The sequence below is a fragment of the Sphingorhabdus sp. 109 genome (assembly GCF_902506555.1).
Lineage (GTDB): Bacteria > Pseudomonadota > Alphaproteobacteria > Sphingomonadales > Sphingomonadaceae > Parasphingorhabdus.
In genome coordinates this window covers 1,237,153-1,258,761 of record NZ_LR732707.1, presented here as the reverse complement: position 1 = coordinate 1,258,761, position 21,609 = coordinate 1,237,153, and the positions used below count along the sequence as shown (strand labels likewise).

20 protein-coding genes are annotated in these 21,609 nt (G+C 56.6%); 12 read left to right on the top strand and 8 right to left on the bottom strand.

Going from position 1 to position 21,609, the window contains the following annotated elements:
• Positions 1-85 precede the first annotated feature (85 nt).
• The 4 genes from BOSE62_RS06040 to BOSE62_RS06025 are packed head-to-tail and all read left to right on the top strand — an operon-like array spanning position 86 to position 4,020.
• Complete coding sequence (locus tag BOSE62_RS06040) at positions 86-1,483, top strand: circularly permuted type 2 ATP-grasp protein (RefSeq protein ID WP_159647920.1); 1,398 nt, start codon at positions 86-88, stop codon at positions 1,481-1,483.
• A 13-nt stretch (positions 1,484-1,496) separates the two neighbouring features.
• Positions 1,497-2,447 carry an alpha-E domain-containing protein gene (locus BOSE62_RS06035; protein ID WP_159643285.1) on the top strand — a complete coding sequence of 317 codons (951 nt, stop codon included), beginning with the start codon at positions 1,497-1,499 and terminating at the stop codon, positions 2,445-2,447.
• A 2-nt stretch (positions 2,448-2,449) separates the two neighbouring features.
• Complete coding sequence (locus BOSE62_RS06030; RefSeq protein ID WP_159643283.1) at positions 2,450-3,250, top strand: transglutaminase family protein; 801 nt, start codon at positions 2,450-2,452, stop codon at positions 3,248-3,250.
• Positions 3,251-3,282: 32 nt separating this feature from the next.
• On the top strand, positions 3,283-4,020 hold the full coding sequence (locus BOSE62_RS06025; RefSeq protein WP_159643281.1) for a peptidase: 738 nt from the start codon (positions 3,283-3,285) through the stop codon (positions 4,018-4,020).
• On the opposite strand, the gene BOSE62_RS06020 is transcribed toward BOSE62_RS06025, so the two are convergent.
• Together BOSE62_RS06020 and BOSE62_RS06015 are read right to left on the bottom strand one after the other, a co-directional pair.
• Positions 4,017-6,038 carry a GMC family oxidoreductase N-terminal domain-containing protein gene (locus BOSE62_RS06020; protein ID WP_236553869.1) on the bottom strand — a complete coding sequence of 674 codons (2,022 nt, stop codon included), beginning with the start codon at positions 6,036-6,038 and terminating at the stop codon, positions 4,017-4,019. The two genes, BOSE62_RS06025 and BOSE62_RS06020, sit on opposite strands and share 4 nt — an antisense overlap.
• A 203-nt stretch (positions 6,039-6,241) precedes the next feature.
• Positions 6,242-7,009 carry a CsgG/HfaB family protein gene (locus BOSE62_RS06015; RefSeq protein ID WP_159643279.1) on the bottom strand — a complete coding sequence of 256 codons (768 nt, stop codon included), beginning with the start codon at positions 7,007-7,009 and terminating at the stop codon, positions 6,242-6,244.
• 239 nt (positions 7,010-7,248) lie between these two features.
• Between BOSE62_RS06015 and BOSE62_RS06010 the strand changes: the two genes are divergently transcribed.
• Positions 7,249-7,962: a hypothetical protein gene (locus BOSE62_RS06010; RefSeq protein WP_236553868.1), complete on the top strand. Its 714-nt coding sequence runs from the start codon at positions 7,249-7,251 to the stop codon at positions 7,960-7,962.
• 117 nt (positions 7,963-8,079) lie between these two features.
• A complete protein-coding gene (locus tag BOSE62_RS06005; protein ID WP_159643277.1) occupies positions 8,080-9,384 on the top strand; it encodes an FAD-dependent oxidoreductase in 1,305 nt (434 codons plus the stop codon).
• Here BOSE62_RS06005 and BOSE62_RS06000 read toward each other — a convergent pair.
• Positions 9,381-10,274 carry an alpha/beta fold hydrolase gene (locus BOSE62_RS06000; RefSeq protein WP_159643275.1) on the bottom strand — a complete coding sequence of 298 codons (894 nt, stop codon included), beginning with the start codon at positions 10,272-10,274 and terminating at the stop codon, positions 9,381-9,383. The genes BOSE62_RS06005 and BOSE62_RS06000 overlap by 4 nt on opposite strands.
• An 80-nt stretch (positions 10,275-10,354) precedes the next feature.
• Between BOSE62_RS06000 and BOSE62_RS05995 the strand changes: the two genes are divergently transcribed.
• Positions 10,355-12,097, top strand: coding sequence for an N-acyl-D-amino-acid deacylase family protein (locus tag BOSE62_RS05995; RefSeq protein ID WP_159643273.1), 1,743 nt, complete (start codon positions 10,355-10,357; stop codon positions 12,095-12,097).
• A 45-nt stretch (positions 12,098-12,142) separates the two neighbouring features.
• On the opposite strand, the gene BOSE62_RS05990 is transcribed toward BOSE62_RS05995, so the two are convergent.
• The 3 genes from BOSE62_RS05990 to dnaN all read right to left on the bottom strand — a co-directional run bounded on the left by BOSE62_RS05990 (position 12,143) and on the right by dnaN (position 16,094).
• Complete coding sequence (locus BOSE62_RS05990; protein ID WP_159643271.1) at positions 12,143-14,227, bottom strand: TonB-dependent receptor; 2,085 nt, start codon at positions 14,225-14,227, stop codon at positions 12,143-12,145.
• Positions 14,228-14,324: 97 nt separating this feature from the next.
• Entirely contained in the window at positions 14,325-14,714 is a 390-nt protein-coding gene (locus BOSE62_RS05985) for a hypothetical protein (RefSeq protein WP_159643269.1), read from the bottom strand.
• Positions 14,715-14,978: 264 nt separating this feature from the next.
• Positions 14,979-16,094 carry a DNA polymerase III subunit beta gene (dnaN, locus tag BOSE62_RS05980; protein ID WP_159643267.1) on the bottom strand — a complete coding sequence of 372 codons (1,116 nt, stop codon included), beginning with the start codon at positions 16,092-16,094 and terminating at the stop codon, positions 14,979-14,981.
• A gap of 237 nt (positions 16,095-16,331) precedes the next feature.
• On the opposite strand from dnaN, the gene BOSE62_RS05975 reads away from it, so the two are divergent.
• Genes BOSE62_RS05975 through rlmN form a run of 3 tightly spaced genes read left to right on the top strand, consistent with a single transcriptional unit; the run spans position 16,332 to position 18,739 of the window.
• Positions 16,332-16,967, top strand: coding sequence for a histidine phosphatase family protein (locus BOSE62_RS05975; protein ID WP_159643265.1), 636 nt, complete (start codon positions 16,332-16,334; stop codon positions 16,965-16,967).
• Positions 16,964-17,458: a hypothetical protein gene (locus BOSE62_RS05970; RefSeq protein ID WP_236553866.1), complete on the top strand. Its 495-nt coding sequence runs from the start codon at positions 16,964-16,966 to the stop codon at positions 17,456-17,458. The genes BOSE62_RS05975 and BOSE62_RS05970 overlap by 4 nt, the downstream gene beginning before the upstream one ends.
• Before the next feature lie 33 nt (positions 17,459-17,491).
• Positions 17,492-18,739: a 23S rRNA (adenine(2503)-C(2))-methyltransferase RlmN gene (gene rlmN / locus BOSE62_RS05965; RefSeq protein ID WP_159643263.1), complete on the top strand. Its 1,248-nt coding sequence runs from the start codon at positions 17,492-17,494 to the stop codon at positions 18,737-18,739.
• Here the strand turns inward: rlmN and BOSE62_RS05960 are convergent.
• Both BOSE62_RS05960 and BOSE62_RS05955 read right to left on the bottom strand, forming a co-directional pair.
• Positions 18,736-19,125, bottom strand: a complete 390-nt coding sequence (locus BOSE62_RS05960) for a RidA family protein (RefSeq protein ID WP_159643261.1) — start codon at positions 19,123-19,125, stop codon at positions 18,736-18,738. The two genes, rlmN and BOSE62_RS05960, sit on opposite strands and share 4 nt — an antisense overlap.
• A gap of 114 nt (positions 19,126-19,239) precedes the next feature.
• Entirely contained in the window at positions 19,240-19,779 is a 540-nt protein-coding gene (locus BOSE62_RS05955) for an outer membrane protein (protein WP_159643259.1), read from the bottom strand.
• Positions 19,780-20,006: 227 nt separating this feature from the next.
• Between BOSE62_RS05955 and BOSE62_RS05950 the strand changes: the two genes are divergently transcribed.
• Positions 20,007-20,816 (top strand): cytochrome b/b6 domain-containing protein, encoded by an 810-nt coding sequence (locus BOSE62_RS05950; RefSeq protein WP_236553865.1) that lies wholly within the window; start codon positions 20,007-20,009, stop codon positions 20,814-20,816.
• Positions 20,810-21,574: a molybdopterin-dependent oxidoreductase gene (locus BOSE62_RS05945; RefSeq protein WP_443028820.1), complete on the top strand. Its 765-nt coding sequence runs from the start codon at positions 20,810-20,812 to the stop codon at positions 21,572-21,574. The genes BOSE62_RS05950 and BOSE62_RS05945 overlap by 7 nt, the downstream gene beginning before the upstream one ends.
• The last annotated feature ends 35 nt before the right edge of the window (positions 21,575-21,609 follow it).

Sequence of the window (21,609 nt, the reverse complement as noted above, 5' to 3'; positions counted from 1 at the left end):
CTTCCCATGGTCTGTTGCGTTAGCTTCGATGCGGGAGGACAGGTTTTCACGCTTCGATTGAGGGGGAATTTGCTTGTTCGATGAAATGCTGGGTAGCGGGGACGACGTCCGACCACCGTACCGAGACTATAAAAGCTGGCTTGACCGGGAGAATGTCAAGCGTCTGCACCGCAAATCTGCTGACGCGGAAGCTTTTTTCCGGAAAACCGGGATCACCTTCAATGTTTACGGAGAGGACGAGGCCGACGAACGGCTGATTCCCTTCGACGTTGTACCGCGGGTGCTGTCCGCGCGCGAATGGCGCAAGTTGTCAAAGGGGATAGAACAGCGAGTCCGGGCGATCAATGCATTCCTCTACGACATCTATCATCGGCAGGAGATATTGCGGGCGGGCAGGGTGCCGGTTGAACTGATCGCGAACAACGAAGCCTTTCTCCCGCAAATGATCGGCGTAAATCCGCCGGGAGGCATTTACACCCATATCATCGGCACGGATATTGTCCGGACCGGTGACGAGGAATTCTATGTTCTCGAGGATAATGCGCGGACCCCGTCAGGGGTCAGCTATATGCTCGAAAACCGCGAGACCATGTTGCAGATGTTCCCCGAGCTATTCGCCAGGATCAAGGTTCAGGAAGTCAGCAATTATCCCGGACAGTTGCGGCGGTCGCTCGCCGCTTGTGCACCACCGAAATGCGAAGGCAAACCGGTCGTTGCGGTGCTGACTCCGGGTATTTACAATAGCGCCTATTTCGAACACAGTTTTCTTGCCGACCAGATGGGCGTTGAACTGGTCGAGGGCCATGATCTCAAGATTGTCGACGGTCGCGTCGCCATGCGAACGACCGAGGGATATACCGCGATTGACGTGCTTTACCGCCGGATTGACGATGAATATATCGACCCGCTCAATTTCAATCCGCAATCGATGCTGGGCGTACCGGGAATATTCGATGTCTATCGATCCGGTGGCATCACCATCGCCAATGCGCCCGGTACCGGAATATCTGACGACAAGGCGCTCTATAGCTACATGCCGGATATCGTCGAATTCTACACCGGCGAAAAACCGTTGCTAGAAAATGTGCCGACCTGGCGCTGTTCGGAAAAGGATCAGCTCGCTTACGTGCTGGAACATCTGGAAGAACTGGTCGTCAAGGAGGTGCACGGATCGGGCGGCTATGGCATGCTGGTTGGACCGGCGGCTTCGAAAAAGGAAGTCGCCGCCTTCCGGGCCAAGCTGATCGATAATGCCAGCAACTATATCGCCCAGCCAACCCTCGCGCTCTCCACCGTGCCGATCTTCACCAAGAAAGGGCTGTCGCCGCGTCATGTCGACCTCAGGCCGTTTGTGCTCGTCTCTCCCAGCGGTATCAGTATCACCCCTGGCGGTCTGACCCGGGTGGCGATGACCAAAGGTTCGCTGGTCGTGAACAGCAGTCAGGGCGGAGGCACCAAGGATACTTGGGTGCTGGAAGAATGAGGGAGCGTATCTGATGCTGGGAAAAACAGCCGCCAGCCTGTTCTGGATGTCGCGCTATCTCGAGCGGGTTGAGAATAGCGCACGCTTTATCGAAGCGGGATTCCGGATCGCACTGACCCGCTCCGCTTCTGCGAGTGACGAATGGTCTTCGGTGCTCAAGTCTTCCGGCGTGTTGCAAGCCTATCGCCGCAAGCATGTCGATTTCGATTCGGTCAATGTCATCGATTTTCTGCTCCGCGACAGGGACAATACCAACAGTGTCATGGCATTAACGAAAAAGGCCCGGGACAGCGCGCGAACGGCGAGAACCGCGCTGACACGAGAAGTTTGGGAAGCAACCAACGAGAGCTGGATTACATTGAATGCGGCTATGGCCAAACCGGTCAGGGAACAGGATCTTCCGGAAACGCTGGGGTTGATCCGGAATCAGAGCGCCCTGGTTCGGGGTGCGACGCTCGGCACGATGCTGCGCAATGACGGTTTCAATTTCCTCAGGCTCGGCAGCTTCCTGGAACGGGCAGACAGTACCGCCCGCATTCTCGACGTGAAATATTATCTGTTATTGCCATCGGTCGCCCTAATCGGATCATCGGTCGATAATGTACAATGGGAGACGATCCTGCGATCGGTTTCGGCGCATCGCTCGTTTCGCTGGCTCAATGGTCCGGATATCAGCGCGCAAGCGGTTGCCGACTATCTGATCCTGCACCGTCAAATGCCCCGATCGCTGACATTCTGCTATGCCAAGATCAGCGACAATCTGAACTATATCGATGATAATTACGGGATCAAAAGCCGCTCCGGTGAATTGGCGCACGAAATTTGCACTGACATTCTGAGACGGCCAATCGAGGCGATTTTCGATTATGGTCTGCACGAGTATATCGCGGATTTTATCCGGGCCAATAATGGTCTTGCCGCGCAAATCGAAACAGACTTTAATTTTCACGACAGGGTCGGATAATCATGCTGCTGAAGATCAATCACGAAACCCGTTATGTTTATGACACGCCAGTGCAATATGCATTGCAACAGGTCCGTTTGCGGCCAAAGCAACGGCCGGGACATGATATCAAGAACTGGGATATCGAAATCGAGGGTGGCAAGGTGGAGCTGTCTTTTGAAGACCACCATTGCAATCATGTCGACCTGATCAGCATCGAGCGGGGCCGCAAGCAAATTGCGATCCGGTGCACCGGCGAGGTTGAGAATAGCAATGGCAGCGGCATCATGGGATCGCATGCAGGCTTTGCGCCCCTCTGGTATTTCAAAGGGGCGACCGAGCTCACCAGGCCCGGTTCGCGAACCAAAAAGCTGGTGAGATCAATCGGCGATGATTTCGAGAGCGATGTTGCCAAGTTGCATGCCCTGTCGGCAGCTGTGCTGGACAAAGTTGCCTATCGCACGGGTAAGACGGATGCCGGTACGGACGCCGAAACCGCGCTCAAGGCAGGAGAAGGGGTCTGTCAGGATCACAGTCAAATATTTTGCGCCGCAGCGCGTTTGCTCGGATTTCCCGCACGCTATGTTTCCGGATATCTTATGATGAGTGACCGAATAGATCAGGATGCGACCCACGCATGGGCAGAGGTTCATGTGGATGGACTGGGCTGGGTCGGTTTTGATGTTTCCAATGGCTATTCTCCCGATGAGCGCTATGTACGCATCGCTACCGGGCTTGATTACCGGGAAGCATCGCCGATTTCCGGACTGCGATACGGGGCCGGAAATGAAGATATGATTGTCACGCTGCAGGTTCAGCAGTAATCCTGTTTTCAAGCTAGTTCGGGAATTCAAAAATGACTTATTGCGTAGGTTTGCGGATGAAGCGCGGCCTTGTCTTCATGTCGGACACGCGCACCAATGCCGGCGTCGACGATATTGCCCAGGTCAAGAAAATGACCAGTTGGGAAGTGCCCGGCGAGCGGGTCATCACGCTGCTTTCTGCGGGCAATCTGGCGACTACTCAGGCCGTGGTCAGCCTGCTCGACGAGCGCGGAAAGCATCCCGATGAACGAAATCCCTCTATTCTGCAGGCGCCGTCGATGTTCCAGGTCGCCACGATCATCGGCGAGACCCTGCGGGAGGTGGTTAAAACCTATTCCCGTGAAGGACAGGAATCCAAGTCTCCCTTTGGCGCTACGCTCATTCTTGGCGGCCAGATCAAAGGCAGCGATCCGAGGCTGTTCCTGATCTATCCTGCCGGCAACTTCATCGAGGCCAGCGATGACAGCCCCTTTTTCCAGAGTGGAGAAACCAAATATGGTCGTCCAATTCTGGTTCGCGGCTTTGATCCGGACATGTCCTTTGAAAATGCCGTGAAATTACTTCTGGTTTCTTTCGATTCGACTATTAGGGCTAATCTTGCGGTGGATCTGCCGCTTGACATGCAGGTTTATGAAACCGACAGGTTCGCGATCAGTCACCAGCAACGGATCGAAAAAGAGGATGCCTATTTCCAGGCAATCTCGACCGGTTGGGGGGATGCGTTGAAAAACGCGTTTCAGTCGTTGCCCGATTTCACTTTCCAGAACTAGCCGAAACGTCTTTTGCCCGCCATCGCCCTGTGCGCCATAGCCATCGTGGTCAGTTGCGCGTTGACCCGGATGCAACTGGGCATCACGCTGGCATCGGTGACATAGCAATTGGTCGTATTATGCACGCGCTGGTTGAGATCGACGACGCCCCGGTGCGGGTCTTCGTTGATTGCATTGCCACCATGGGGATGGGAGCTTGACAAGACGACATCGTCGGGCTCGACGATCGCTTTTTTGTAAAAGGCATCGATCGCCTCATGGCTCATATCGGCAGTCAGCGTCTGGCCGCGGAGCAGGGCAGGGTAGACTTCGATCGCGCCATTGAGGAAGTGGACCTTGGTCATGGTCGCCAGCGCGCGGCGCAGCAATGCCAGTTCCGGCTCGCCGATCTTGAGCTTGAGCTTCCCGTTTTTCATGTGGCCGAGCCGGTCAGCAGGGAACAGGACTCCGGCCGAGACCAGCCGGCTATAATTTTTCATCCGTTCATAATGATCCTCAAACCAGCCCGGTACCAGCATGGCCATGCTCATTGGCGGCTGGAAATGGCTTTCGATCAGGAAGTCACCGCGATCGATATAGGTCGCCATCTGGTCTTCGTCCCATGCGTTGACTCTCGTGCCTTCGGGCATCAGCGCAACGACGGGGCAGGCAATGTTGAGCGAAATATTGCTGCCCGATTGGAGGATGCCGCTGTTGTACAGCAAATTGCTGGAGGCCAGCGCACCTGCCGCAACGACCACACCCTTTCGGGCGCGAATGACCCGCTTGCCACCCCCTTTCAGAGTGATTTTGACAGCATCGGCAATGCGTTTTCCGTTGGCACCTTCGGTCCATAAAATTTCGGTTGCTTCTGCCCGGTCCAGTATACGAGCCGGTTTCTCGCGCGCATTGCTGGTCGCGTGCGCCAAGTAGCTTTCCGGCATGGCTTTCTTCCGGCCATAGGGGCAGCCGGTGTTGCAATAGCCGCAATAGACACACTGGCTGTCTGGTGTCGGCGGACCATAATTTTTTCGAAACCAGGCGGTGATGGCGGTCTTGTCCATCGGGTCGCCCGATTGGGCAGCATATTTTGTCCAGCCGTTGATCAGATGCGGGCCATTGTTGCGGCCGGTGATTGTGTCGATCTCGGAAACATTGAGCATCTGTTCGACCGCATCATAGCTGGCAGCCAAACTGGCTTCGCTTATCGGCGCGCCCAGCCGAGCCCAAGTTTCATAAACATCTTCCGCATCCGGGTGGACTAGGCCATCCTGTTTCATGCGCAGACAGATGCCGTTGTTTATGACGGTAGAACCGCCCACCACGCGGCCTTGAAACACGATGATGTCACGGTCGGCCGTGGTCTGCAGTCCGCCATCCTTGAATAGCCGCGCGGTCATTCTGGCTTCTTCGTGGGTCAGCCGCGATGATGGATAGTGGCTGCCGGCCTCGATGATCAATGCCCCATGTCCTTCGTCGGCCACCGCAGCTGCCGCGACGGCACCACCGGCACCCGAACCGATGACTATGACATCTGCCTCTTCCGGGATCGCGCCATGCCCGACAAACACGTCTGCAGTCAGATCGCGGTGCGTTTCGCGGCGGACCGGTCGCTCGCCCGGGGCCGATCGGTCACGCTGTGCCGGCAGTTGGAAATCGAGGTCGACCAGGACCGGATTGTCGAAATTCTCCTCTTCATCACCATGCTGCCAATGGCCGTAATATCCAGCCAGTATGACGCCCTTGGTGCGGGCAATGTCCTGAAGAAAATCGATCCGAGATTTCTGCAGGCGTCTGCCGATCAGCTTCTTCCGTATTCTGGGCGACGCCGCGAGAAAGAACGGGCCGCCGAGGACCATGAACAACCCGTAAAGGGCCAACCGGATTTCGTCCGGCTTCTGGCCGTCGATATTGGTAAAATGTTCCTGCAGATTCTCCACGACCTGATCGGCTGAAACTGCCATCTTCCGGTTATAGAATAGCGCCTCCGCCATCGCCTTTATCATCAGCGCCTGTAGTCGATTGAACGGCTTCCGCACTTTTCCTCTCCCTCAATGCGACCGGGTCAGCAGCCTAGCCAAGTTTTCCCCTTGCGGGCTTGCCACTGCCAAATGGACCCGATCTTTGTCCGTCGCTATCCACGGATCGTCCTCTGGCCGCTATTGGAGAGCACGGGATTCTGATAGAAACCCGGCGCCAGAATTGAAGGCGCCGGGTCTGTCTTTTCGTGTATTGACTGGGCCTATTCCGCTTGGGGTGCTGCTGCGCTCGGATCCGCCGGGAGCCCGCCTAGCTGGGTAACAAGCAAGGTATATGCGTCGAGATAGGCGAGCGCCATGACCCGGCCTATTTGGGTGTCGGTATATCCGCCGCCTGCTGCACCGACGAGAGCACCGCCAAGAAAGGCACCGCCGCCACCGCCAAAGCTGACGTCGGATGTACGCTTATAGCCTTCCACCGTTCGTTCGATCTCGGTCGTGCGGACATTGACCAGAGAAAGCGTGACATTCGCTTCCTTTTTGTTGACTTTGAGTCCGCCAACCAGACCGCCAAACGTGCGTCCGCCGAGCGCACCGGCCAGTCCGCCAAGGGCTCCGCCACCGCCGGAGTTGCTGTTGGCCGAAATGATATCGGGTATGAGGACATAGTCTGCGGCCTTGACCTGACGTTTGCCGAGGTTTGATCCTCTCTGCAACTCTCCATCATCGCCGAGCGCCCGTTCGACCGCGCGCGCGGCCAGGCCCGAACCACGGTCGACCAGGCCGAAGCATCCCGATCGTTGCACAAAAGTCTTGATCAGTGCTTCCGGCGAACCGATCTTATAGCTTCTCCACCACTTTACCTCTGGTTCCACGACCGCGATCGTTCCCAGCTTGACTGTGCAAATGGGGATTTGTGCGGTAGCGCGATCTTGCGCCTTTTGGCCTTTGGATTTTCCGGCTGCCATTGCCGTTCCGCCCGTTAATGCAAGCGACGAGACCGCAGCAAGGGTCAAAATTCTCTTCAACATGTGTATTCCTCCGGTTTGATCCCGACTTCAAAACTTCCCCGTGCGGAAGCTTGTCTCTAAATCAGGATGAATGGTTTGCGACCCCGTGGCTTACAATTTGAAATATACTGAATAATCCTCCCAGACTATGACTTGGATCATAGTATCGTCATATTTTTAAGGTCAAGGCCGGTTTTCAATATCATTCAACCATGTTATCGCATTTTCTCACGGGAACGATTGAAACGGTAGTTCACGCCATGATTAGAATTGTACGAAATATTATTGCCGGCTGCGTGCTTGTCGCAAGCGCCGGACATGCGCAAGAGCCGATTGATCCCGATAATCCCACCTGTCCGATCGCGCCGAACTGGTCGAATAACGAGACAATGGTGCTGACTCCCAAAATGGTTGGAGACACCAAGATTTTGCTGGCTGAAGGAGCCGTAGATGCAGACTTGCCGGACCGGATGCGAAAGATGCTGTCTGATAATCCGGACATAACCGAAATCTGGTTGCGGTCTTCCGGCGGGAATGCGCGGGCCGGAAATGAAGCCGGCAGAGTGATCCGGGAAGCCGATGCGCTCATCATCACCCGTATTCCTCAGGGCTGGACCTGTTTTAGCGCCTGCAATTTTGTGTTCATGGGCGGCAGGGCCCGGATCGTCGAGCCCGGTGCCCACTTCATGGTGCATATGTTCACCATGACCAACGACCGCAACGCGATCAACTACAGCATCGAAATGGGCACGGATTCGACCGTCGGGCTGATTGGCGAAGTCGAGCAGCAGAGCGCGCTGCTGGCGACCGAAGATAATGACTTCCTGATCCGGATGGGAGTATCGCGAAAATTGCTTTCGGAGATCATGTACCAGACCAATGCGGTGAAAACCGAGGATGGGGACGGATCGACCCGGCGCTGCCTGACCAATGAGGAAGCATTGCGCTATAATGTCGCCAATGTCAGCGGCTAGGCGGCCTTCTGCAACAATCCGGCCTCATGAAATTGACAGCACCCTTTTGCTTTTCTTTTGTAATTAAGACGTTAGCATGACCGCATAATCGGGCAACCTAATGGGGGAGGCAGAACGATGCGGCATATTGCGATCATAGGATCTGGGCCAGCTGGCTATTATTCGGCGGAAGCGGCGCAGAAGAAATTCGGCGAGGAAGTCGCTGTCGACATCATCGATCGCTTGCCCGTTCCCTTCGGCCTGATCCGCACCGGCGTCGCGCCTGACCATCAGTCGATCAAGGCCGTGTCGCGGCGTTATGAAAAAACCAATCTCGGCGACAATGTCCGCTTTGTCGGTAACGTCACCGTTGGCGAGGATGTCAGTATTGCGGAACTGCAGGACCTCTACGATGCCGTGGTTCTGGCAACCGGTGCACCAAATGACCGGGCCCTGGATATTCCTGGCAGCGACCTGAAGGGTGTCATCGGCAGTGCCGCCTTTGTCGGATGGTATAACGGTCATCCGGATTTCAAGGATCTTGATCCGCCACTGGATGCCAAATCGGTGGCGATCATCGGCAATGGCAACGTCGCACTTGATGTCGCGCGGATATTGGCAAAGACGGAAGATGAGTTTGCGGGCAGCGATATTGTCGGTCACGCGCTCGACGGGCTGAAGCAGAGCAAGGTCGAGAAGATCACCTTTCTCGGACGGCGCGGTCCGCATCAGATTGCAATGACTCCGAAGGAACTGGGCGAACTGGGGCAACTGGAACGAGCGAGACCGGTAGTTGACGGGGAAGATTTTCCGGACCCCGGTGATGATGCCATGCTCGAGCCGGGAATGCGGAAATCGGTGACGCATTTGCGCAATTTCCAGAGCGAGGCGGCCGATGCGCAGCATAAGCCAATCGAGATTGTCTTCGACTTTTTTGCAATGCCGGTCGAAATTCGCGGCGATGATACAGTCGAAAAACTGATCGTTGAGAGAACCGAGCTCGACAAGGACCTGCGCTCCACCGGTACCGGAGAACGCTACGAACTCGAATGCCAGATGGTGATCAGCTGCATCGGCTATCGGACGCCGCCGATTGAGGGCGTGCCCTATGAACATGGTCGTGGTCGCTTCGCCAATACGGATGGACGGATATTGCCGGGCCTCTATTGCGTCGGCTGGGCGCGCCGCGGGCCGTCGGGTACGATCGGTACCAACAAGCCGGACGGTTTTGCAATTGTTGATGCCATCGCGGAAGATATCGGTGCTGGTGGACGAAAAGCAGGTCGCGCAGCGCTGGATCGTCTCTTTGCAGAACGCGGCGTTGAAACCGTAACCTTCCGCGACTGGAAGAAAATCGAGGAAGCCGAAATCGCCCGCGCCAGAGAAGGCTCGCCGCGCGAGAAATTCACCGATATCGCCGATATGATCGCGGCGCGGGATTAGCCGGGTAACCACTCTCGCAAAATCGCGTTGACTTTCTCTGGCGCTTCCTGTTGCACCCAGTGGGAAACAGCGGGCAGACGTTGCAGTTCCAGATCGGATACCCATTCTTCCGTGCCGTCGGTGCAGCGGATGTCGATCGCGGCGTCTTCCTCACCCCAGACCATCAGCGTTGGTATGTCGATCATACCATCGCCAATCTCCCGTGCATCGAGGGTGCGGAGCAGGGCGCGATAATAGTTTATCATTGATCGCAGCGCGCCGGGGCGGTTGGCGGCGTCGGCATAGACTTGCAACTCGCTATCCGGGAAACGACTCTTGTCGACGGCCATTTTGGAAAAGGCCTGTTTGACCGGCTGCGCTTCGTTTCGGCCGAGCATCTTCTCCGGCAGCCAAGGCAACTGGAAAAAGAAAATATACCAGCTTTTCTTCAACTGATACCAATGTTTCATTTCCCGCTTCGCGCATTTGGGATGAGGAACATTCATGATCACCAGTCGGGTCAGCGGACGGATTTTCAGAATGGCGAAATGCCAGGCAACGATTGCGCCCCAGTCATGGGCGATCAGGGTGACATCCTCTGCGCCGCTGGCGTCGATCAGCGCGGCGACATCCTGAACCAGAATGTTCAGCCGATAGGAATTCACTCCCTCCGGCTTGCTGGAACCACCATAGCCGCGCAGATTAGGTGCCCAGACCATATAGCCCATTTCCACCAACAGCGGGATCTGGTGCCTCCACGAATAATTGAGTTCGGGAAAGCCGTGCAGACAGAGCGCCAGTTTCCCGCCGCTGCCGGCTTTTGCGACTTCAAAAGTCTGTCCATTGGCTTCGACCCGGTCGATCAAAATGCCGCTCGCCGGATCGGGCTGCCATGATAATTTTTCTACCATGCAGCAGAGGGTAACAGCAGATTGCTTTAATCATCTAGTTAAATCTGCTACGCTTGGCGGAAATATACAGGAGAGACTCGATGCATGATTTGGTAATTCGTGGTGGTACGGTTGTGGATGGCACAGGCGGAGCGCCGTTTGTCGCCGATGTGGCGATCGACGGCGATCGCGTATCTCTGGTCGGGACGGTCGCGGCAAAGGGCCGTGAAGAGATCGATGCATCAGGAAAATTTGTTACGCCGGGCTTTGTCGACGTGCACACCCATTATGACGGGCAGGCGACCTGGGACGATGAAATGGCGCCTTCGAGCTGGCACGGCATCACCACAGTCGTGATGGGCAATTGCGGCGTCGGTTTCGCGCCGGCGCGGCCCGACCGGCACGAATGGCTGATCAATCTGATGGAAGGCGTCGAGGATATCCCCGGCACCGCTTTGGCCGAAGGCATGAGCTGGAACTGGGAAACATTCCCTGAATATCTTGACGAGTTGGAAAGAATGCCGCGCACCGTCGATGTCGCAACCCATGTGCCGCATGGTGCGGTTCGTGCCTATGTGCTGGGTGACAGAGAGAAGCCCGGCGCGGTTCCTACCGAAGACGAGATCGAGCAGATGTCGAAGATCGTCGAGGATGGCCTGAAAGCGGGCGCTCTCGGATTCTCGACTTCGCGGACCATCCTGCATCGCAGCATTGACGGCGAGTTGGTTCCCGGCACGACCGCGACCAAGGAAGAATTGATCGGTATCGGCCGCGCGATGGGCCGGGTCGGCTACGGCGTATTCGAAATGGCGAGCGATCTCAACAAGGAATGGGACGAATTTGGCTGGATGGGCGACCTCAGCCGTGAAACCGGAATGCCGGTGACCTTCGCGGCGTTGCAGTCGATTGCCAAGGAGCAGTCGCTCGACGAGCAGATCGCCAATATGCGGGCGGAAAATGACAATGGCGCCAATATCGTTGCGCAAATCGCGCTGCGCGGAAACGGCATTGTCATGGCCTGGCAGGGCACGGTGCATCCCTTTGTCCGTCACCCGAGTTGGATGGCGATGGAAGAGCTGAGCTGGGACGAAAAATATGCCAAGCTCAAGGATCCGGCGTTCAAGGCGCAATTGCTGAGCGAGACTGCCGAAATGCCCGAGCAGGTCGATATGGTGCCGGTCTTCATGGTGATCACACAAGGCTGGGCGGCGCAGTTCGAGATGGACGAGGATTTCGACTATGAACCGCAGGCCGATGAAAGCATCGCCGCGCGCGCCGAAGCCGCCGGAAAATCCGGCGCGGAATATGCCTATGACCTGATGATGGGAGATGACGGCAAGGGATTTATCTATCTGCCTCTTCTCAACTATATGGATGGCAATCTCGATTTTCTGGAGACATTGCAGCAGGCCGACGACACGGTGAACAGCCTGTCCGATGGCGGCGCGCATTGCGGCACCATTTGCGACGCGGCCAGCCCGACCTTCATGCTCGAACATTGGGTGAAGAACCGCAAGCGCGGTACGATCAGCATTGAGAATGCGATCAAACGGCAATGTCTGGATACGTCGCGGCTTTACGGTTTGAACGACCGCGGGGTTTTGAAGCCCGGCTATCTGGCGGACGTCAATGTGATTGATATGGAACGAATCAAGCTTGGCAAGCCTTGGCTGGCCTTTGACTTGCCAGCGGGTGGCAAGCGCCTGCTGCAAAAGGCGAACGGCTATGATTACACGATCAAGTCGGGGCAGGTGACCTTCGAGGGCGGTGTCGTGACCGACAAGCGTCCTGGTGGGCTGATCCGTGGTCCGCAGGCTGTCGAAATGCGGGAAGCGGCGGAGTAGCGCGCAGCCGGAAAACCGGCTGCGCTCGAAATTGGATGGAATCTATTACATGCCCGTCCAGCGTAGCCGGATAAAGGCGCTTCTGCCTGATCCAGGCAAGCGAGCACCCAAGACCACATCTGATCCGCTGACGCGGTTATAGCCAGCGAGATGATCGGTATAATGTTTGTTGAATAGATTTTCCACGCTGGCGTCGATCGACAAAGTACTGGTCAGTGCCACATGACCGAATAGCCCGGCGAGCAAATAGCCATCGCTGGGCTGTTCGCTGTTGGTAGCAGACACTTTGTTTTGCTCTGCATATGCTTGCAGTTCCGCGCCCAGATGCCAGGCTTTTTCCTGCCAGCTAACAGCCAAGCGCGCATTTGGAGGGGCGATCCGATAGAGATTGTCGTCAATATCGCGCCGTTTCGCCCGGACGTAACTGGCCGTTCCGTCGAGATGCAAGGGGCCGCCTATATGCCAGCCGAAATCGAGGTCGGCACCATAGAATTCCGCATCGACATTGGCAAAGCGTAGCGGCGTCGAATCGCCGTTCATATTCGCAACCATTTCCACCGGATTGTCGATAATGCCCGGCGTGTCATCAAAAGGAACCCCCTGAATAAAATCATCGATACGCCGGTAAAAGAGCGTCGGCCGGGCGTAGAACCTGCTGTCCTGATAGTCGAAGCCGATCTCGGCAATCCAGGCCTTTTCGTTGTCGAGATTCAGATCTCCGACGTAGATATTCCCGTCTGCAAGACCGCCGCTGGCACCAGTTGGCAGCCATGAGAATCGCTCGAGGGCATTGGCAACGCGGGTCTTGTAGGCAAAGGATAGGCGGGGCTTGATATTTCCAATCTCGCTCCAGAATCGTGCTGTGACATCGACTGTATTATCGGACCAGCTGCGATCCGATGCGGTAAACGCATCGGCGAGAATGCGAGGCCCCATTGGAACTGCACTGCCCAATTGCGGCGAACTCGCTTCCATCTGGTGATGATCAAAACGTGCGCCAACTTCGGCTTCCACCGGTCCGAATCCGAGACGGCTTTCGACGAAGGCTCCAACCCGGCTGCCGGAAATATTGCTGAGTGAAGTCAGGAAAAAGGCGTCATTGGACGGATTGGTGATACGCGCGTCCTTGTCCGTAGTCTCGACATCGGCGCCGATCCGGACATGGCGGTCCGCGGTGCCGATGCGCAGTGATACGGCAGCCGTGCTGGTGTCCGCATCCGCGTATGTGGCGCGCTGATCCATCGTGCTGGCCGGACCTTGGCGCGATGAAAAATTGTCCATCAGATGCCTGACCGCAACATGCCCCGCGTCCAGCTCCAGATATAGACTATCCCGGATTTGCCCCTCGTAAGAGAGGTTCAAAAAGTCTGTGTTGACAAATTGAATGTCCATCGGGAAGGGCGGATTGCCGGTCGGGTCGGTTTCCTGTCGCCGATATGAGAGCGTCAAGCTGCCGTCCCCTACTTTCAGGCCTGCATGGGCGCCCACACTCAGACGCTCGAAGTTCGAAGACGCGATGGTGCCGCCCGGAAATTGCAGGTCTTCACCTTTTTCATAGGATGCGATGATGCCCAGTTTGACCCGTTCGCTGGACAGGCTGGCCAGTCCTCCCAGCAGATAGCTGTTGTCGCCGCTGCGATAGCCTGCGGTGAGATCGGCTTGCGGCTGCAGTGTCGCGCCGTCCGAGAATTGTGCTTGCTTCAAAACGGCATTCACACCGCCACCGATCCCCGGCCCCTTGCGTACCGGGCTGATACCGCGATCCACTTCGATCCGGTCGACCAGAGCCATCGGTGCGTAGTGAAGCGGCGGGTCCATCAAATTGGGACCGCCCGACGAAAAGCGCTGACCATCGACGCGGACCAGAATATGATCGCCAAACAGGCCGCGATACTGGACTTGACCGGATAGCCCTCCATTGTCGATCAGGGCAGCACCTGGTGCCCGCGCGACCAGAGCCGCGGCGTCGGGTGTGGAAACGATTTCCTTATCATTTTCAACCCGGTCGGTAGTGGCGGTGTCGCGCTGTCCGATGACGATGATGTCGGTAAGCGGGTCGGCTTGGGCGAAAAGGGGGGTAGCGCCAAGGGCTACGTTGGCGGTGAATGCGGTAAGTAGTATTTTTTTCATGATATATCCCAAACGGCCACTGCCCAATGGTTGGGAGGCCGCGAAAAATGCAACGGATGCGATCAGTCACCGTTCAAGATGACGATAGCGCGCTTTGTCAGATGTATTGGGACGCTATTGGTGGCCCGGTTGCAGGCGGAATGTTGATCCGGTTGCGCAGCACGAAGCGGCGCGGTTCGGAGGGTTCGTGCGTGGCCGAAGCCAATTTTGAAAACTGGAATTCCGGCGTGGAAGAGGCCAGGCCGAAGCCAGCGCTTCCGGCAAAGGCACAAGCAGGCGACGATTGTTCCGGTTCGGGTTCCGGAGTGTTTTTCTCCTGTTCGCCGTAGACCAGCGTTAGCAGGTCGAAGTCGGGATGGTCAGGGGCTATCGCGAGTTTGCTATCGGCATGGCCCGAACAGAGTTTGATCACGAACCCCTGGTCAGCCTGATCCGGCATGAAGCCTTGCGGAGTGAGTAAGCTCAGCAAAATTGCGAGCAGCGCCATAGCGTGAATCGCCAGGCTGGTCTTCAGGAACCGGGAGAGAGAAATTTGCCGAGTCATGATCAATGAGCGCGCTATATTGCGCGCTGTAAGGAAATACCAGCCCCTCTCGTGAACCAAAGGGCTGGCAAATATTCTCTCTGTGATTTTGCGCTATAGGGAGAAGTGACGATGCCACGCAAGTTGCCACAAAATTTGCCGGGCATCAGAGATATACGCAATCGGAGTCTTCAAGCGAGACGGTTTCCGATCAATTGCAGACGGTCCTCAAACCCGCATCGGCATCAGCACATAGAGCGCCGTTGACTTGTCGTTTTCGCGAATGAGCGTCGGCGCGCTGGCGTCGGCCAGATGCAACTCAACGGTGTCGCCTTCGATCTCTCCGAGAATATCCATCAGATATTTCGAATTGAAACCGATTTCGAACGTGTCGTCACTATAGGAGCCCGGGACTTCTTCCTCTGCCTTGCCATTTTCGGGCGAGGTGACGGAAAGCGTGATCTTGTCGGTACCCAGCGCCATTTTGACGGCCCGGGTTTTCTCGGTAGCGATGGTCGAGACGCGGTCTACGCCCTGGGCGAAGCTCTTTGCATCGATCTTGAGCAGCTTGTCATTGCCGGTCGGAATAACCCGGGTGTAATCGGGGAATGTCCCGTCGATCAATTTACTGGTCAGGATCGCCGTGCCGAGCGTGAAACGTATCTTGCTAGCGGACAAATCGACCTGCACCGAAGATTCAGCATTTTCGTCGAGAAGCTTGCGCAGTTCGTTGACGCATTTGCGGGGAACGATCACGTCGGGCATGCCTTCCGCGCCGGCAGGGCGGGGCAGGGTAACGCGGGCGAGGCGGTGGCCATCGGTCGCGGCGGCTTTTAGCACCGGTGTTTCCTCATCCTGCACGTGGAGGAAGATGCCGTTGAGATAATAGCGGGTTTCTTCGGTCGAGATCGCGAAACGAGTTTTGTCGATGATCTGGATCAACGAAGAGGCAGGCAGTTCGAAACTGGTCGGTAAGTCGCCTTCGGCGATGATCGGAAAGTCGTCGCGGGGAAGCGTCTGCAAATTGAAGCGGGCGCGACCGGCGTTGACCTTCATCTTGCCATCGGCTGCGTCCAGCTGGACTTGCGAACCATCGGGCAACTTGCGGGCAATGTCGAACAATGTATGGGCGGACACGGTGGTGGATCCAGCGGTCTCGACCTGAGCTTCGACCGTTTCAACGACCTGAAGATCGAGATCGGTTGCCATCAGCTTGATGCTGCCGTCGGCGCTGGCTTCGATTAGCACGTTGGAAAGAATGGGGATGGTGTTGCGCCGTTCAACCACGGACTGGACATGCCCCAGGCTCTTTAGCAATGCCGCGCGTTCAATGGTCGCTTTCATAAACCGTCCTTCTTGTTCCCGATCGTCCGTGAAAATTGTCGAGGCAAAGACTCTCCACAGGTTCACGGATAGTTCATGGCTTCATTAACAATAAAGTGCCGCAGGGCAAGCCTGATCGCCTTTGCCGCCGGATAATGCCGTGAAAAACTGTGGAAAAAAGCAACAAGGTGGCTAAAGCCGCAGAAGCAGCGGATGGATTTCGCCATTTCGGGAAAGAACAGGGTTAATAGGAGCGGCATGGACACCAAGGGAAAACGACTGTTTATCGCGCGGCACGGCGAGACCATATTCAATCTGGCGGGCCGGTTGCAGGGTGATCACGTCCATACGCCACTGACCCGAACCGGATTTGCCCAAGCCGACGAAATGGGCAAGGCGTTGGCCCGCCATCTGGCGGACGAGCAGCCAGAGCTAGATCTTATAGCGTCAAATACCGACCGCGCTCTGCAGACGCTTTCGGTGATCGCCGAGCATGTCGGTGCGGACTGGCACCAGGCGCGCAGCGACGAGCGTCTGCGCGAAATCGACATGGGTGAATGGGGCGGTGCCTGGTATCGCGATCTGGCCGGCCAGCTGGAAATCGACGAGACCGAAAGGCTGTTTGTCACCGTCGCGCCCGGTGGCGAAGATTATCGTGCCATCGCGAGGCGGCTCGAACATTGGCTGGCAGAACAGGAATTTGCCCGCGATGCGGTGCTGATCAGCCATGGCATGACCAGCCGGGTGTTGCGTGGCCTGCTGGTCGGTGCCGATCCGCACCCGCGCTTAGGCGCGCCGATAGCCGAAGGCTTGCCGCAGGGCTCTATCGTCCAGATCAGGGATGGTGTCGAGGATGTGATCCATATCGGCGGAGGGGAAGGGGAGAAAGCTTGAAAAAGCAGTATATTCTCCTGGGACTGGCGGTGTCGTTTCTCTCGATTCCGGCGATGGCCAAGGATTCTCTCGGCATATTCAACAGCTGGGGCGCGTTCCGCGATCCCGAAATCCCGCGCTGCTATGCGATTGCAGAATCAGAGGAAATTACCGGCAAGGCGGAACGAAAATCCTTTGCCACCGTCGGTTTCTGGCCCAGCCGCAAGATCCGGCGACAATTTCATGTCCGGTTGAGCCGGGACCGGTCGACCAACAGCCGTCTGATGGTCAGTATCGCCGGTCGGCGTTTTCAGTTGACCGCTACCCGTTCGGATGGCTGGTCGCAGGACAAGCGTATGGATGCCGCAATCATCGCCGCGATCCGTTCGGCCACCAGCATGACGGTGGAAAGTGTTGGTCGGGACGGAAAACCGATCGTCGATGCCTACCGGTTGCGCGGAGCGGCAACAGCGATTGACGCGGCATCTTTGGGATGTTCGCGGTTGCGGTAGATTTTCCCCGGGACTCGCACTATATGCGCTCCCATGCAGATTCCCGGCCATATTGATCCCGTTCCCTTGCCCGCCAAGGTCACCCCGCGCGCTGACGGTCGCGTCGACCTGATAGGTCTCAGCGTTGCGGAGATCCGCGATGTGCTTGTCGAGGCCGGGTTGGAGGAGAAGCAGGGAAAACTTCGATCCAAGCAACTTTTCCACTGGATGTATCATCGCGGCATCAGCGACTTTGCGGTGATGACCGACATGAGCAAGACGCTGCGGCCGTGGCTGGCGGAACGCTTCGTTATCGGTCGTCCGGAAGTGGTCGAGGCGCATCTGTCGGAAGACGGTACGCGCAAATGGTTGCTGCGGTCTGCCGATGCGCAAGATTATGAAATGGTCTTCATTCCCGACGAAGATCGCGGAACGCTTTGCATTTCGAGCCAGGTTGGTTGCACGCTCAACTGCCGCTTCTGCCATACCGGCACGATGCGGCTGGTACGCAATCTGACGCCCGGCGAGATTGTCGGACAGGTGATGCTGGCCCGCGACGCGCTGGGCGAATGGCCCAAGGGCGTGATGGACTTTGCCGACGAAGAAGACATGGAGAATACCAAGGTCTATAATCAGGCCTATAAATCCGACGGCCGGTTGCTCACCAATATCGTGCTGATGGGTATGGGCGAGCCCCTGTATAATTTTGACAATGTGCGCGACGCGATGAAAATCGTGATGGATGGCGACGGGCTCGCGCTTTCCCGTCGGCGGATCACCTTGTCGACCAGCGGCGTCGTGCCGATGATTGCTCGGGCGGGAGCGGAAATTAACGTTAATCTGGCGATTTCACTGCACGCGGTGAACAAGGAGACCCGGGACGAGATCGTCCCGCTCAACCGCAAATATTCGATCGAGGAACTGCTGCAGGCCTGCGCCGATTATCCCGGTGCCAACAACGCCCGCAGGATCACCTTTGAATATGTGATGCTCAAGGACAAGAATGACAGCGATCACGATGCTCGCGAACTGGTAAACCTGCTGCGCAACTATGACCTGCCCGCCAAGGTCAATCTGATCCCGTTCAACCCCTGGCCGGGCTCGGATTACGAATGTTCGACACCGGAACGGATCAAATCCTTCTCGAAAATCATTTTCGATGCCGGGATCAGCGCTCCCGTCCGGACCCCGCGAGGCCGAGATATCATGGCCGCCTGCGGTCAGCTGAAATCGGCGAGCGAAAAGAAGAGTCGCGCCGAACTGGACCGATTGGCCGAAGAAAAACAGGCGGCTCTCGGCTAGGCAGTCGCGATGACGTCGATTTCAACCATCAGATCGGGCAGAGCGAGAGCCTTGACCTCCAGCGTTGTGTCTGCCGGATAAGGCGCGTTGAAATAGATTTTGCGCGCCTGCACGATCTTGGCAAAATTCTCCATGTCAGTCAGATAGATAGTGACCTTGATGATCTTGTCTCGGCTACTGCCTGCTGCCTGCAGAATGCGGTCTATGTTGATGAAAACCTGACGCAACTGGGCGTCGAAATCGGCAATTCCGACAACCTGTCCCTGTTCGTCGATTGCCGCCTGGCCGGAAAGAAGCAGCAGATCGCCTACCCGCCATGCCGGTGATATTGCATAAGGGGCAAGCGGGTCCGGATCCAGATTGATGACCTGTGTCTTGACGCTCATGATATTGTCTCTCCGCTTTTGTGCCACGGCAGATTAGAGGCTGGGCAGCCCGGATGCCATAAGAAAGGGGCGGGCATCGCTGCCCGCCCCGTCATCGTCATCAATCCGTCTGGATTAGAATTTCATGCCGAGGCTGACCAGGCCCTGGTTACGGGAAACGCCAGCTTCGTAATTGCTGTAACGATATTCGCCGCGCGCAAACATATTGTCGCTCAGCAGATATTCGATACCGGCACCAACGCGAACGCCGTCGCCATTGTCGCCACCGAGACCGGGCGAGGAAAGGCGAGCATTGGTGTAGCCTGCTTTGGCGTAGAGCAGGGCGGCGTCACCAACAACGAAACCCAGTCGGCCACCGGCGTACAAATCACGACCCGCTTCGACACGTTCGCCTGCAATGGTGGTGTTGCCGGTGGATTCGGTTGCTTCCAACTCGACGCCATAGACAACGTTGCCGGACTGGATGTCATAGCCAAGTGAAGCGCCGTAAAGGAAGCCGTCGACATTATCGATGCCGGCGATGTCGAGATCAATATTATCATATCCAGCGATTGCCGTAGCTTTTACGCCGGAAAAATCACCTTTTTCCTGAGCCATTGCGGGGGATGCAAGCACAGATGCTGCAATAGCGGCTGCTATTGTTACATTTTTCATTTTTATAGGTTCCTTGATTTTGCGAATAAACGACCGCTAAGTCTTTTAACTTAAAATATTCTTTCGCGGTCGCTTAGGCATATAAGTTTACAAACCTGAATGACAACTGCATGATCGAAATAAAATTGTAACAATTTTCATTCTCTCTGGCTGTGTTGCTCTTCTACCACAGCCGGCGGCTGTAACGACAGGCTTGGCAAGAGCGAACCAGCGGCTAGAGTATGGCTATGCCGGAGGATATCATCATCGCCGATCGACCACGCCACCAGTTGGCCACCCGGATCTGGCACTGGACCAATGCGCTATGCCTGTTGATAATGCTGATGAGCGGCCTGACCATCTTCAACGCCCATCCGCGGCTCTACTGGGGAGAATATGGTGCCAATGACGATTATGCCTGGATGGCGGTCGGTTCGTCCCCGACGCAGGCCTATCTGAGATTGGGCGATACGCGTATTGATACTACCGGTGTTCTGGGCAACTGGCAGGATAGCGAGGGCAGGACGCAGACCTGGGCCTTCCCCGGCTGGGCAACCATACCGTCGACTTACAGTCTGGCCGACGGTCGACGCTGGCATTTCTTTTTCGCCTGGATATTCAGCGCCGGCTTGACGCTGTTCATGATCCGGTCGCTGTGGAACCGGCATATCCAGAAAGATCTGCATATGCGCCGGGAAGAGTGGCGACCTTCACATATCTGGCGATCTCTTCGGGATCACGGCAGCTTGGCGGTGATCCGGCAGTCGGCCACGCACCCGTATAATGTCGTCCAGAAGCTGAGCTATATCGGCGTGATATTCATTCTGTTGCCGCTGATGATATTTACCGGTCTCGCCATGTCCCCGGCCATGGATGCGAACTGGCCGTTTCTGACCGACCTGCTCGGAGGCCGCCAGTCGGCGCGCTCGGCACATTTTATCACGGCTTTCCTGCTGGTGCTGTTTTTTCTGGTCCATATCCTGATGGTCCTGCTTTCAGGACCGATAGGGCAGATCAAGGCGATGCTGTCCGGCGGGCAGGACAGGAGGGCATTGTAGTGACCATCATCACCCGCCGCAAATTGATCACTGGCGCCGCAATCGGTGCAGGTGGGCTGTTATCCGGTTGCGATGCGCTGAATCGCAATCCGCTTTTTCAGGATATTTTGGCCAGCGCGGAAACAGCCAATTTTGTAGTGCAGCGGACGCTCGGGGACCGAATGGAACTGGCCAGCGAATATCGCATGGCCGATCTGTCGCCGACCTTCAGGGCCAATGGCACCCGCGATCCGGCCAGTCCGGAATATGATGCCAGCGCGGCGCAGGGCTTTGCTGACTGGCGGCTGCGGCTGACCGGCCTGTTCCGCAAACCCCAGCAGTTCAGTCTGGCGGCGGTGCAATCGCTGCCTCAGCGGACCCAGATCACACGTCATGACTGTGTCGAAGGCTGGAGCGCGATTGGCCAGTGGACCGGCGTGCCGCTGAAAATCCTGCTCGACTTGGGGCAACTGCAGGACAAGGCTCGCTTTCTGGTTTTCCATTGTGCCGACAGGCTGGGCGGCCGGCCTTATTATGAAAGCATCGATCTGCTCGACGGCTTTCATCCACAGACCATATTGGCCCATCGGCTGAACGGATCGCCCTTGCCGGTCGCGAACGGAGCGCCGCTCCGGCTCAGGGTAGAGCGCCAGTTGGGCTACAAACATGCCAAATATGTGACCGGGATCGAAGCAGTGGCTTCCCTGGCCGGCATTGGCGAGGGAAAAGGCGGCTATTGGCAGGATGTCGCCGGTTATGCGTGGTATGCAGGTATCTGAGCCATGAAATTTTGCATGGATTTTCAGGAGTGATT